The organism is Methylomonas sp. PHL2-19 (genome assembly GCF_059331595.1).
In genome coordinates, this window is the sequence record NZ_CP196839.1 from 2,355,447 (window position 1) to 2,369,294 (window position 13,848).

Annotated in this window: 6 protein-coding genes; 4 read left to right on the forward strand and 2 right to left on the reverse strand. The window is 52.4% G+C overall.

The annotated features are described in order from the left end of the window. Positions 1 to 53 precede the first annotated feature (53 nt). Together ACR02O_RS10980 and gspE are read right to left on the reverse strand one after the other, a co-directional pair. Positions 54 to 5,774, reverse strand: coding sequence for an autotransporter domain-containing protein (locus ACR02O_RS10980; RefSeq protein ID WP_494523384.1), 5,721 nt, complete (start codon positions 5,772 to 5,774; stop codon positions 54 to 56). Between the two features lie 145 nt (positions 5,775 to 5,919). Beyond that, complete coding sequence (gene gspE, locus ACR02O_RS10985; RefSeq protein WP_445369889.1) at positions 5,920 to 7,626, reverse strand: type II secretion system ATPase GspE; 1,707 nt, start codon at positions 7,624 to 7,626, stop codon at positions 5,920 to 5,922. A gap of 347 nt (positions 7,627 to 7,973) precedes the next feature. Here gspE and ACR02O_RS10990 point away from each other — a divergent pair, with 347 nt between their 5' ends. From ACR02O_RS10990 to ACR02O_RS11005, 4 genes are read left to right on the forward strand one after another with little or no spacing between them, the layout of a single operon-like run. Beyond that, a complete protein-coding gene (locus ACR02O_RS10990; protein WP_458137161.1) occupies positions 7,974 to 8,906 on the forward strand; it encodes a response regulator in 933 nt (310 codons plus the stop codon). Positions 8,907 to 8,948: 42 nt separating this feature from the next. Further along, the gene (locus ACR02O_RS10995) at positions 8,949 to 9,761 is read left to right on the forward strand and encodes an HDOD domain-containing protein (RefSeq protein ID WP_494523385.1); all 813 of its coding nucleotides are present in this window, start codon (positions 8,949 to 8,951) and stop codon (positions 9,759 to 9,761) included. A 13-nt stretch (positions 9,762 to 9,774) separates the two neighbouring features. Beyond that, the gene (locus ACR02O_RS11000) at positions 9,775 to 11,628 is read left to right on the forward strand and encodes an ATP-binding protein (RefSeq protein ID WP_458137163.1); all 1,854 of its coding nucleotides are present in this window, start codon (positions 9,775 to 9,777) and stop codon (positions 11,626 to 11,628) included. 17 nt (positions 11,629 to 11,645) lie between these two features. After that, on the forward strand, positions 11,646 to 13,826 hold the full coding sequence (locus tag ACR02O_RS11005; RefSeq protein ID WP_494523386.1) for an EAL domain-containing response regulator: 2,181 nt from the start codon (positions 11,646 to 11,648) through the stop codon (positions 13,824 to 13,826). The last annotated feature ends 22 nt before the right edge of the window (positions 13,827 to 13,848 follow it).

Genomic DNA, 13,848 nt, shown 5'->3' on the forward strand with positions numbered 1-13,848 from the left:
TTAATGCCGCCAGCAAAACATGCTCGCCACTATAAAGTAGTTGCGGGCGTATCTCAAAACTCCATGCGTATCCCGACATTAAAGGCGTGGCGGGAAACGTATTGCTGGCCGAAGGTGGTGTCGTATTGCACGAATGCCGAGCCGCCAAACGGCAGTTGGGCGGATAAACCGGCGCGCAGATTGATGTAGTCCTTATCGACGCTAAAACTGTTGGTGGTAAAGGCATTGTTAGGCGAATCGACGAAGCGGGTGGTAATCAAGGAGTTTTTGTTGAACCACTGATGCTCCCACTCGACATTCACTTGCGAAACCAGCACGCCCACCGGCGTGCTCAGCGCATGCGAGACCATCGCGCCGATACTGCTGCTCAACGACTCGTTGTCCAGCTCGCCGACTATCATGTTCATGCCTAAACCGGCACCTTGTTCCTTGCGGCCGTTGACAAAGTTGTAACCGTATTCCGTGCGGCCTCTAAGGCCGAATGTCCATTCTTTTACCGCTATGTCGTAACCGCTGCTGAGGCTGGTGCGATTTTGCCAGCCATCGGTTTGGCTGGATGCCGTTTCATTAATTGCTGTGCCGTTGGCATCGTTATAAAGCGTGACACGTTTGGAATCGTATTGGTTATAAGTCAGGTTGTTGACCAGATCAACGTACCAGTTATCGGTCAGGTTTAACGAGCCGAAGGCTGATAAAGTGTACCCGTCTATGCTTTGGCTGCCGCCCTGTTGGGAAATCAGGGCAGTACTGCTGCCGTAGCCGGCAGACAAACCCAAGAGTAGCCGTTTGCTCAAGCGATAGTCGGCACCGGCAGTGACGGCGGACATCGTGGACGCATAACCGCGTTGAACGACCGTCGCGGTTCTATCAGCCCATTCGAATTGGCCGTTAATGAATAAGCCCAAATTGCTGAAGCCGGAGATAAGATCGGTGCCGTCGCTGTCATTACCCGTGCTTAGGGAAATACTGACCGAGGAGGGGGCATTGGATGAGGGTTGACCGTCTTTTTCCGGCGTTGAAGCCTGAATGCTGATAGCGTTAGAACTGGGTGTGTTGGGTGAACTGGCTGAACTAACTGAACTGGTGGGCGCACTGGGTGCACTACTAGGCGTGTTTATGCTGCTTGACGCATTCGGTGAGCTGATACTGTTGGCTGAGCTGGGTGCGCTGAGAACGCCCGGAGCGCTGCCGATAGCCATTGAACTGCTTACCGGTGTGTTGAACGTGGGGGACGACTTGAAACTTGAAGCGGAACCGGTGCCGACGCTTACGGACCTCAGGGTGACGAGTCGCTGAGTAATGTTGCCGGTCTGCAATTTGGCTATTTGGTTCGATACGGTTTGTTCCGCCGCGATTTGGCCAGGGCTGATTTGCCGCAACGCGCTGATGAATTGGTCTACTTTGCTGGCATCGGCGTTACCGTTTGCTAAAAAGGGTTTCAAGCCGTTCAATAGATTCTGCAGATTAGTTGGGGTTGAGGCACTGCAGTCTATTTGCTGTAAGGCGTTGGCCAAGGATTGCACGTCGGCGGGAACCAGATTGGGCAATCTGGGCACCATGGTCAGCAAAAACTGCTTTTCCTGCTTGGAAAATATAAACATATCGCTGGAGCCTTCCGGACAGGTAATGCTTTGGTTAAAATTTCCGGAGATGCTGCCGCTGGTGGTTTGCAACAGCACAGACTGCGAAAAAGCCTGTTGCGGCGAGAAGTTAGGCTGGCTGGCCAAGCGTTGTAAGTTAAGCTTTGCGCCTTGAATATCGATGCTGCGCGCAGTAATCGAATCGGTTACCAACTGTCCGTTTACCCCGCCCAATTCCAAATTCAAGCTGCCGGATTGGCGGAAAATCAAATCAGCCGATGTGGCGTCAATGGCCGCTATCCCTTGCCCATTGGCACCCGGACCCGGCGAGAAACTGTTGTTTATGTCCACGATGCCGGCGTAAGAACCGTTGCCGGATACCGGCCCGTTCAAAGTCAGGTGCGAACCGGCGATGCCGACCGTGCCATTGTTGATGAGCGGACCGCTGACGCTGCCGTTGCCGCCGAAGCTGCCGGCTTGTATGTCGGTCAAAGCCTGGCTCCAAACCCCGTCTACCCGGGTAGTACCCGCGGTCTGCCGGTAAGTGCCGTTGCCGATAAACGAGGCATTACTGGTCACGCGCACATTGCCGGAATTAATGACCGTCGATTGATTGTTGAGGATGAAATTGCCGTTCAGCAATAAGTCGCTGGCGGAGCCTCCCGAGCCGCTGATAATCAAGCTACCTGGGCCGCGCATCTCGCCCCCGGAAAGCACTGCGGATTGCACTCTTAATTCGCCTGGGCCCGATAATATGCCGCCAGTCTGCACGTAACGACTCACCTCGGTGCTGCTGTGCTGTAAATTGACGGTGCCATTGTTTATGGTAAAAGTGCTACCCAGATTGAGCTGCTTGGTCGCCGCGGACGAAAAATTGACGGTGCCGCCCGATACCGTCGTGGAATTGCTTACTGAATAATCGCCGGCGATAGTGGTTGTTCCGCCGCTGAACACCGCATCGGTGGCCGTTAGGGCAACGCCGGCGTTGACTAGATTGGTCCCACCGCTAAAAGTGATATTGGCTGTGCCAAGGTTGGTGCCGGCATTGAATTGTTGCGTGCCTGCGCCGAATTGCAAGGTGCCGTTGCCGGTGAAATTGCCGGAGTGGGTATTGCTGCCGGTAAAATTCAATACGCCGGCATCTACCAGCGTGTTACCGGTGTAGCTGTTAGTGCCGCTCAAGGTCACCGTACCCGAAGTGGTTTTGTTCAAACCCGCGCCACCACCCAAATTGGCGCTGACTGTGCCGGATTGAAGATCAAAGGCACTGTTCGAAGTCAAGGTGCCGGCGCCGGTGATAGACCCCGACAGCAGTCGTACGCCTGCCACTGTGTCGTTATGGCTGCCCAGAGCAAAGGTGCCGCCGTTGACGACCAGACTGGACGTATTGGCAAGCACATCGCTGGCGCCCAAGGTCAACGCGCCGGCACTGACTTGGGTGTTGCCGGTATAAGTATTGCTGCCGCTTAGCGTCACGCTACCGGCGGTGGTTTTGCTCAAGCCCACGCTTCCGCCTAAATTGGCGCTGACCGTGCCTGATTGCACATCAAAGGCACTGTTCGAAGTCAAGGTGCCGGCGCCGGTGATAGACCCCGACAGCAGTCGTACGCCTGCCACTGTGTCGTTATGGCTGCCTAGAGCGAATGTGCCGCCGTTGACGATCAAGCTGGAGGTGTTGGCTAGCACGTCACTGGCACCCAAGGCCAACGTGCCGGCGCTGACTAGGGTGTTGCCGGTGTAGGTATTCGTCCCGCTCAGGGTCACGCTGCCGGCAGTAGTTTTGGTCAATCCGACGCTGCCGCCCAATACCGCGCTGACCGTGCCGGATTGCACATCAAACGTGCTGTTCGACGTCAGAGTGCCGGAGCCGGTAATCGAACCGGACAGTAATTGCACCCCAGCGACGGTGTCGCTGTTTGCGCCTAGATCAAAGGTGCCGCCGTTGACGACCAGACTGGACGTATTGGCAAGCACATCGCCGGCGCCCAAGGCCAACGTGCCGGCATTTACTTGGGTGTTGCCGGTGTAGGTATTCGTCCCGCTCAGTGTCACGCTGCCGGCAGTAGTTTTGGTCAATCCGACGCTGCCGCCTAGTGCGGCACTGACCGTGCCGGATTGCACATCAAACGTGCTGTTCGACGTCAGAGTGCCGGAGCCGGTAATCGAACCGGACGTTAATTGCACCCCATCTACTGTGTCGTTATGGTTGCCTAGAGCGAAAGTGCCGCCATTGACGACCAGACTCGAGGCATTTGCAAGCACATCGCTGGCGCCCAAGGCCAACGTGCCGGCGCTGACTTGGGTGTTGCCGGTGTAAGTATTGGTCCCGCTCAGCGTCACGGTTCCTGCGGTGATTTTACTCAAGCCCGCACTGCCGCCCAACGCCGCGCTGACCGTGCCGGCTTGCACATCAAACGTGCTGTTCGACGTCAGAGTGCCTGAGCCGGTAATCGAACCGGACAGTAATTGCACGCCGGCGACGGTGTCGTTGTTCGCGCCCAAATCGAAAGTGCCGCCGTTGACGATCAGACTCGAGGCATTGGCAAGCACATCGCCGGCGCCCAAGGCCAACGTGCCGGCGTTGACTTGGGTGTTGCCGGTGTAAGTATTGGTCCCGCTCAGGGTCACGGTGCCGGCAGTAGTTTTGGTCAATCCGACGCTGCCGCCTAGTGCGGCACTGACCGTACCGGCTTGCATATCAAAGTCACTGGTTGACGTTAACGTGCCGGTGCCTGTAATCGAGCCGGACGTTAATTGCACGCCGGCGACGGTGTCGTTGTTTGCGCCCAAATCAAAAGTGCCGCCGTTGACGACCAGACTGGACGTATTGGCAAGCACATCGCTGGCGCCCAAGGTCAACGTGCCGGCGCTGACTTGGGTGTTGCCGGTGTAGGTATTGGCGCCGCTCAGCGTCACGGTGCCGGCGGTGGTTTTGTTTAGACCGATATTGGTGCCACCTAGCTTGGCGCTGACCGTGCCGGATTGCACATCAAACGTGCTGTTCGACGTCAGAGTGCCGGAGCCGGTAATCGAACCGGACAGCAATTGCACGCCGGCGACGGTGTCGCTGTTTGCGCCCAGATCAAAGGTGCCGCCGTTGACGATCAGACTCGAGGCATTGGCAAGCACATCGCCGGCGCCCAAGGCAAACGTGCCGGCATTGACTTGGGTGTTGCCGGTGTAGGTATTCGTCCCGCTCAGGGTCACGGTGCCGGCGGTGGTTTTACTCAAGCCCACACTGCCGCCCAACGCCGCGCTGACCGTGCCGGCTTGCATATCAAAGTCGCTGGTTGATGTTAACGTGCCGGTGCCGGTAATCGAACCGGACAGTAATTGCACGCCGGCGACGGTGTCGTTGTTCGCACCCAAATCGAAAGTGCCGCCGTTGACGATCAAGCTGGAGGTGTTGGCAAGCGCGTCACTGGCACCCAAGGCCAACGTGCCGGCGCTGACTTGGGTGTTGCCGGTGTAGGTATTGGCGCCGCTCAGGGTCACGGTACCTGCGGTGGTTTTGTTCAAGCCCACGCTGCCGCCCAAATTGGCACTGACCGTGCCGGCTTGCACATCAAACGTGCTGGTAGACGTCAAAGTGCCGGTGCCGGTAATCGAACCGGACAGTAATTGCACGCCGGCGACAGTGTCGTTGTTCGCACCCAAATCAAAAGTGCCGCCGTTGACGACCAGACTCGAGGCATTGGCAAGCACATCGCCGGCGCCCAAGGCTAACGTGCCGGCATTTACTTGGGTGTTGCCGGTGTAGGTATTCGCCCCGCTGAGTGTCACGGTGCCGGCAGTAGTTTTGGTCAATCCGACGCTACCGCCCAATATCGCACTGACCGTGCCGGCTTGCATATCAAAGTCGTTGGTTGAGGATAATGTGCCGGCACCGCTCAAAGTCGCCCCGGCATGCGCCATACTGAAATTTGCCACAGTGGGCGAAATATCAAGAGCCACATTTTGGCCGACATTGATAGCCGCATCATCGGCCGCTCCGGGGCTTGCGGCACATGACCAGTTAGCGGGCGTAGACCAAATATCATCACCACCTTGCCAGGTACAAACGGCAGCTTCGGCAGTTGAAAAAAATCCGATCAGCAACGCCGAGAAAGCGAAAGAGGCATCGGCGCCGACGCTGCGCGAACGTCGTTTGGCTATCGTTGGATTATTTGCAGACTCGGCTGGCGATTGGCACATCTTGAATCCATGATGTTGATTAAAAAGTGGGTTTTAGTCATATTCCACTTGACGCTATTTGTTATGCGGTATGTTGGCTTTGTTATTCAAAGCCTTTCTAGGTTTAGATCAACGAAAGTTTGTTGTCGGGCGCCGATTAAACAGCTCAAGCTTCGGTCGTTACCCTTAATACCTCTTCTAAGGTGGTGATACCCTGCAAGGCTTTGCCGACGCCGTCTTCGTACATGGTTTGCATGCCTTCCTGGATCGCGGTTTGCTGGATCACGAAAGCTTCTTCGTGTTTCATGATTTGCTTGCGGATCGTGTCGGTCATCGTCAAAAATTCGATGATCGCCAGTCGGCCTTTATAGCCGATGCCGTTACAGGTGGGACAGCCGACCGGTTTGTGCAGCAGGATTTCGCCGGTAGGTTGCCACTGTCTAAGTTTCATTTCTTCGATCAGCGTGTCCGAGGCCGGGTGGGCTTGTTTGCAGTGCGGACAGAGGCGGCGCACCAAGCGCTGGGCCAGAATGCCGTTGATGGTAGAGCTGAGCAGGTATTCTTCCAGGCCCATGTCCTGCAAGCGGGTGACGCCGGCGGCGGCGTCGTTGGTGTGCAGGGTGGATAACACCAAGTGACCGGTCAGTGCCGATTGCACGGCAATTTTTGCGGTTTCCAGGTCGCGCATCTCGCCGATCATGATCACGTCCGGGTCTTGGCGGACGATGGAGCGCAAGGCCGATGCAAAAGTCAAACCAATTTGTGGTTTGGCCTGAATCTGGTTGATGCCTTCCAACTGATATTCCACCGGATCTTCGACGGTGATGATCTTGCGTTCCGAGGTATTCAGGGTTTTTAAAGCGGCATACAACGACGTGGATTTACCGCTACCGGTCGGGCCGGTGATCAACAAAATGCCGTGCGGTTGCGCCAGTACTTCAATAAAGCGCTCGGCCTGTTTGCCGACGAAGCCCAGGGTTTCGAAATCCAATACCGCGTTTTCCTTGTCCAGCAAGCGGATCACCACGCTTTCGCCGTGCAGGGTAGGAATGGTGGAAACCCGCAAATCCAGCTCCTTGCCTATCATTTGCAATTTGATGCGGCCGTCCTGTGGCAAGCGACGCTCGGCGATATTGAGCTTGGCCATGATCTTGATCCGCGACAGCACGGCGGCGGTCGAGGCGACCGGCGGCGAGTCGATGTCTTGCAACACGCCGTCGATACGCAGGCGCACTTTCAGGCTTTGCTCGAACGGTTCGATATGCACGTCCGAGGCGCGGCTTTCCACGGCTTTTTGTAGGATGAAGTTCACCATCTTGATGATGGGCGCTTCGCTGGCTAGATCTTTTAGATGTTCAAGGTCTTCGCTGCCTTCTTCCTCGACATTCAGGTTGTCCATCAGCTTGTCCATTTGCGACTTGCCTTCGCCGTATTGCAATTCCAGCGCGGCGTCGATTTCCGAAAGTTGGCCGATTTGCAATTTAATGGGTTTGCCGATGGCAAGTTGTAAAGCTTGCGTCACATAGTCATCTTCCGGGTCCATCACCGCGACTTGGATCTGTTCGTCGTCCGCCGTCAGACCTACGGCATGGTATTGCTTTAAAAAACGCTGCGAAACACTATCCGGCAGCGGCGTTTGCGGCGGGTACTGTGCCGGACCTACGCGAGCAATCCCGCTGGCTTCGGCGAAACTGCCGGCGATGTCGCTGTCCGAACACAAACCCAGTTTGATCAGCAGTTGCGGCACGGAGTCGTCCAATGCCGATTTTTGCATGCGGCGGACTTTACTCAAATCGCTGTCGGAGAGCTTACCTTTCCTTTTTAACAAGCTGAGAAAGGCGGCGTATTTTTCGGGGTTTTCCACGGTTTCCATGTTCACTGTGTCGGCCTAAACTTGCAGAACTCGGGCGCATTGTAGCGATTTTCCACTCAGTCCGGCAGTAATTGTTTATGGGATGGTGACTCTTGCGCCGCGTTAGAGAGGGAATGAGGCGCTGCTCGAACAGTTTCTTGTTTTTGGGGTGGCGAGTGTTGGGGATTTTGACGCCCTTGGGTTCCCGCTTTTGTCAGATCGCACCATGGTGAGTTGACGGTTAAATACTGATCAATTGCTTGGTAGGTTGATCATGATGGCAAGCCCCAATGGCTTGGCATCGCCCCTATACTTGCCTGCACCTTTGTCAAAAGCAAATGTCTGTAGCCATCCTTATATAAATTCAGATGTCAGATCATTTGAAGCGTTTGACCAAACGGGTATTGCCGATACAATCCACGACAAGCTCAACAAAACGTAAATATACGGCTATGGCAGAAAGTACTCACCCCCCTAGAACGTTGCTATTGGTCGACGACGAACCGAACATTATTAATGCGCTGAAACGTACGTTGCGCAGAGATGGCTACAGCATACTCACTGCCAATGGTGCGGAAGAAGCGCTTGATTTACTTGTCGATCATAAAATAGCCCTGATCATATCCGATCAGCGTATGCCTAAGATGAGCGGTGTGGAATTTTTGCGCAAAGTTAAAGAGCTCTATCCAAAAACCGTACGGGTGGTGTTATCCGGCTTTACCGATCTTGAATCGGTGACTGGCGCCATCAATGAAGGGGCGATTTACCGATTTATGACTAAGCCGTGGGATGACGAGTTGCTGCGTAAGAACGTTCGCGAAGCGTTTGAATATCATGAAATGGAACAGGAAAATCAACGGCTGACTCGAGAGCTCCAACATTCAAACGATTTACTTGCCAGACTTAATCAAAGTTTGGAACAACAAGTGATGCAAAAAACCCGTGAAATCGTACATAACATCAAAATGCTGGAAATATCTCAGGAAATACTTGAGCATTTGCCGTTGGCTATTCTTGGCCTTGATGAACGACACATGATCGCCTCTTCCAATCGACTTGCGGACTCGCTATTCCAGCGTTATCCCAACGAATGCTTGCTTGGCCTGCAAGCAGAGAGTGTTTTGCCCGCCCCCTTATTGCATGTATTACAGCAAACCAAGGATTCTGAAACTGCGGCAGAATTTAACGGCAGCTGCTTAGATTTAGGCAATAGTAAGACCCTGTACGTGTGGATAAGCCCAATGGGTGAACTTAGTCAATCAAAAGGCACTATAGTGGCGCTTTCGTCAGTCAAGACATAACCTTGACTGTCTCAGAAAAGTACAGAAGTGGAGTTTGCCGACATGAATACGAAATCCCAAGCGACCCTGCTGACTGATTTGCCGTCCTTACCCACTGTAATCATGGATGCCTTGCAGTTCAAGGCCGACAAGCAAAACTTGTCCAATCTCGCCAACAAAATTAGTCAAGACCCACACATGGCGGTACGGATTTTGCGCGTCGCCAATTCGCCTTTTTACGGTAGGTCTCGAGAAATTGGTTCTTTGCAGGAAGCGGTGGTGGTGTTGGGGCTTAACCGGGTAAAAAACCTGTTGTTAGGCCTTGGTTTTATGAACCTGTTTCGGTTGGACCGCCAAGATTTCGATTACTCACAGTTTTGGCATCACAGCATGGCAGTCGCGGAGTGTGCTCGACAATTGGCGATTCATACCGGTATGGATCAGGATATTGCCTTTACGGCGGGATTGCTGCATGACATCGGGCTGCTGGCCATTGTTTTGTTATTTCCAGACGATTTTAGCAGTATTACTACGGGGCAACATCTCAATAGAATTGAAGCGGAACGGCACGTTTTGGGGTTTGATCATGCGGAGATCGGTTGCAATGTCGCAAAGCATTGGAATTTACCGATGGCGATTCAGCATGCTATCGAACAGCACGAAATCCCACGCGGGCAAGATGAAGGGAAATCGTTAGAATTGATGATCCATATGGCCAATTTTCTGGTACTTGCCACACAACGCGACGACCAGGCTTTTGAGTATCCGGAGTCTATTGTGCAGATACTTGAGATGCTGAACATTCCTCTTGACCAAGCCATAGACTGGGCTAATTCTAGTCAACAATTCGCCAATCAGGTCGTCGCCGGTCTATAAATTCGGGAGCATTATGTTATTAACTGAATCGCAACAATGGGACTGGATTTATAACCTCTACCAATTAGGGCAATCCGATGCGTTTGAAGAGGATACAAACAAGATATTCGAAAAATTACTGCGTCATATTGTAGAGGGATTTAGAGCCGATACCGGCTCATTAGTCTTGTATGAAGGCGAAGACAGCAGCTGTTTAACCATAGTCGCTGCGCTCGGTTTGCCTGAGGAATGTGTCGGCAGCGCGATACCCAATGGCAACGGCGTGATAGCTTGGGTATTGGCCAACCAGCAGGCGCTATTGATCAAGGGCGATATCAATAAAGACTCGCGCTTTCTCCGCTACCCACCCAAAACCAAAACCCGCATACCGGTTGCCTCCATGTGCTGGCCATTGCAGATAGGCCAGCGCTTGATTGGCGCATTATCGGTCAACAGTTTTAACGATGAGTGTAGTTACACGGGAGCGGATTTAGACCACGGACAAAAATTAGTTAATCCGATCACGCTCGTGATCGACAACATTAGGTTACATGGTGATCAACGCAAGCGCATCCAGCAGCTTGCCAACGCAAATCAACGCTATGCCAATGCCAACCAGCAATTAATAGAGGCTCACAAACGCTTGAATGAGTCGGAAAAACGCCTCAACGACATTTTAAATTCACTGGATAGCGTGGTCTGGTCGATGGAGCCGGTCACGATGAAATTGCTGTATCTCAACAAGGCCGCCACTGAGGTATCCGGTCGGCCGGTCGAGGATTTTTTAAATGATCCGCAGTTATGGCTGAATATTATTGACCCGATTGATAGAAAGCAGGTGGAAGCCAGTCTGGCCGATTTAAAGACTAACAGTATCCAGAAAGTAATCTATCGTATTCACCGCCCCGATGGCGGGCTTCGTTGGTTGTTTCATCGCATGTGCGCCGTTTGCGATGATGCCGGCTCACCGGTACGCATCGACGGCATCACTGTGGATATTACCCAGCATAAAAATGCCGAAGACCTGCTGAAACAGCGCAATCAGGAATTACAGACAGCCCTCGACACCATACAAGAAGTCCAGCAGCAATTGGTACAGTCCGAAAAAATGTCTTCCATCGGCCAATTGGCGGCGGGTGTCGCGCATGAAATCAACAATCCTATCGGCTATATCAACTCCAATCTCACTTCATTGAAAACCTACGTGGAAGATTTGCTGGCGTTGGTGGAAAAATATGAAAAAACTGAGGGGGAATGCGCCGACGGCGAACAACTTCGGCAAATTCAGGATTTCAAGCAGCAAATCGATCTGGTGTTTTTAAAAACCGATGTGCTCGATTTATTGGTTGAGTCTCACGAGGGGGCGTCGCGCGTCAAAAAAATCGTTCAGGATCTCAAGGATTTTTCGCATGCTGGCGGTGCCGACGAGTGGCAATGGACGAATTTGCACGACTGCTTGGATAGCACACTGAATATCGTCAATAACGAAATCAAATACAAAGCCAGTGTCGTCAAAGTATACGGGGACATTCCGCGTGCCTGGTGTTTGCCGCATCAGTTGAATCAAGTATTTATGAATTTGCTGGTCAACGCCGCCCACGCCATTGAAAAGGAAGGTACGATCACCATCCGTACCGGCAGCGAAAACGGCACCCTTTGGGTTGAGGTGAGCGATACGGGGCAAGGTATTTTGCCCGAGCACGCCAATAAAATTTTCGACCCTTTCTTTACCACCAAACCGGTGGGCAAAGGAACGGGATTAGGACTGTCCGTTTCCTACAGCATCGTTAAAAAGCACCAGGGCGAAATTAAGGTAGACAGCCGGATCGGCGAAGGCACCACCTTTCGCGTGGTATTGCCAAAAAAAGAACAGCCGGTCGACTTATGAATTTGCCGCCATCACCAATGACCAACGATCGGCGGGCGGCTTTACTGTTTGTCGATGATGACACCAATGTGCTCAAAGCCTTGCATCGACTGTTTCGGCATGAAAATTACACGCTTTATCTTGCGGAGGGCGGTGCGGAGGGCTTGACGGTTTTGCGCGAGCATACGGTTGACTTAATTGTTTGCGATATGCGGATGCCGACAATGAACGGCGCCGAATTTTTCGCTCAAGCATTTGAGCGATGGCCCGATACCGTGCGTATCTTGTTGACAGGCTATGCCGATTTAGAATCGACTATCCAAGCAGTCAACAAAGGCCGGATTTACAGTTATTGCACGAAACCTTGGAATGGCGAAGAATTAAAACTATTGATTCATAACGCACTGCAAGAAAAACGTTTGCGTGAAGAACAGGAACGCTTATCGGCTATCATCCGGCAACAGAACGATGCACTGAAAGCCATCAACGAACATCTGGAAGAAAAAGTCGAACAACGTACAGCAGAGCTGGCGCAAGCCAATAAAACCCTGTTGCTCCACAATCAAGCCATTGAAGCCGCACGCAATGGCATCACCATTACCGATGCCAGACAAGCCGGCAATCCCCTGGTTTATGCCAACCCGGCGTTTCAACGCATTACCGGTTACGACAAAGCGGAAGTACTTGGCCGAAACCTTTCGTTTCTGCTGGGCGAGGATCATGATCAGCCTGGCTTGGAGAGTCTCCGAATTGCAATTCGCCGGAAGACAACCGGCTATGCCGTTATCCGTAATTATCGCAAGGATGGCTCATTGTTCTGGAATGAACTGGCTATCGCGCCAATCAAAAACGCCAATGATGAAGTGACGCACTTTGTCGCCATCGTCGACGATATTACCGAATTCAAATCCAACCAGGCACAGTTGGAATATCGAGCCAACTATGATGATCTAACCGGGCTGGTCAATCGCAATCTTCTTAATGATCGTCTAAATAACGCCATCACTACCGCGCAACGCGAGCACAAAGTATTCTGCCTGTTTTTTATGGATCTCGATGACTTTAAAGTCATCAATGACACGATGGGACATTCGGTGGGGGATGAGTTCCTAAAAATCATTGCCGGGCGACTGCTGAATTGCGTCCGAGCTTGCGATAGCGTAGCGCGATATGGCGGCGATGAATTTGTCTGTGTATGTCCAGGCATCGCTAAAACCGATGATGCTGCTTTGATCGCGGCGCGAATCATTACCGAAATCTCGCAGCCTCTACAGCTCAATGGGCATACCCTGCATGGGGGGGTAAGTATCGGCATCAGTTTTTATCCTGCAGACGGGGCGGACAAAGAGACCCTGCTTCAGCATGCGGATACCGCCATGTATGACGCTAAGGATAAGGGTAGGAATAGCTTTAGTTTTTATACTGAAGCGTTCAACCAACGCCTTATGCAGCGTTTGATGCTGGAGGAAGACTTGCGCCAAGCTTTACGATTGGAGCAATTTGTCGTCTATTATCAACCCAAGTTCGATTTGCATAGTGAACAAATTAGCGGTATGGAGGCTTTGCTGCGCTGGAACCATCCGGAAAAGGGCTTGATTCCCCCCGATCACTTCATTCCATTGACGGAAGATACCGGCTTGATTCTGCCGATAGGCGAATGGGTGTTGCATACGGCCTGTTTGCAAGCTAAAGCTTGGCAGTTGGCGGGATTACCCGCCATCAATATGGCGATCAATGTTTCACCCAAGCAGTTGCATAGTCCCACGTTTGATCAAACTATTACCCGTGTTTTACGGCAAAGTGGATTGGACGCGAGTTTTCTGGATTTGGAGATAACCGAAGGCGCGGTGATGCAAGACCCGGATAATGTAGCCATTACTTTGACCCGGCTAAAGAATATCGGCATTCTGATTTCCATGGACGATTTCGGTACGGGTTATTCAAGTTTGAGCTACTTAAAACGATTTCCCTTCGATAATCTTAAAATAGACAAGGCATTTATCAACGATATTCCGTTGGGAGAGGGCGATGTTACTTTAGTGTTGACCATTATTGCGATGGCGCACAACTTTAAACTTAAAGTGGTAGCAGAAGGGGTTGAAACACAGGCACAGATGGATTTTTTGGCGCGGAATGGCTGCGATGAAATTCAGGGTTATTTCTTTAGCCGACCGTTGCCGGCTTTGGAAGTGGAGCAACTGCTGAAAAAAACCAACTGACCGGGACAGCCAATTTCGCTTA

What these genes read in the sequence shown, in the direction of transcription:
- ACR02O_RS11000 (WP_458137163.1), top strand. Translation starts at nt 9,775, where the DNA reads ATGTTATTAACTGAATCGCAACAATGGGACTGGATTTATAACCTCTAC.
- ACR02O_RS11005 (WP_494523386.1), top strand. Translation starts at nt 11,646, where the DNA reads ATGACCAACGATCGGCGGGCGGCTTTACTGTTTGTCGATGATGACACC.
- ACR02O_RS10990 (WP_458137161.1), top strand. Translation starts at nt 7,974, where the DNA reads ATGTCAGATCATTTGAAGCGTTTGACCAAACGGGTATTGCCGATACAA.
- ACR02O_RS10980 (WP_494523384.1), bottom strand. Translation starts at nt 5,774, where the DNA reads ATGTGCCAATCGCCAGCCGAGTCTGCAAATAATCCAACGATAGCCAAA.
- ACR02O_RS10995 (WP_494523385.1), top strand. Translation starts at nt 8,949, where the DNA reads ATGAATACGAAATCCCAAGCGACCCTGCTGACTGATTTGCCGTCCTTA.
- gspE (WP_445369889.1), bottom strand. Translation starts at nt 7,626, where the DNA reads ATGGAAACCGTGGAAAACCCCGAAAAATACGCCGCCTTTCTCAGCTTG.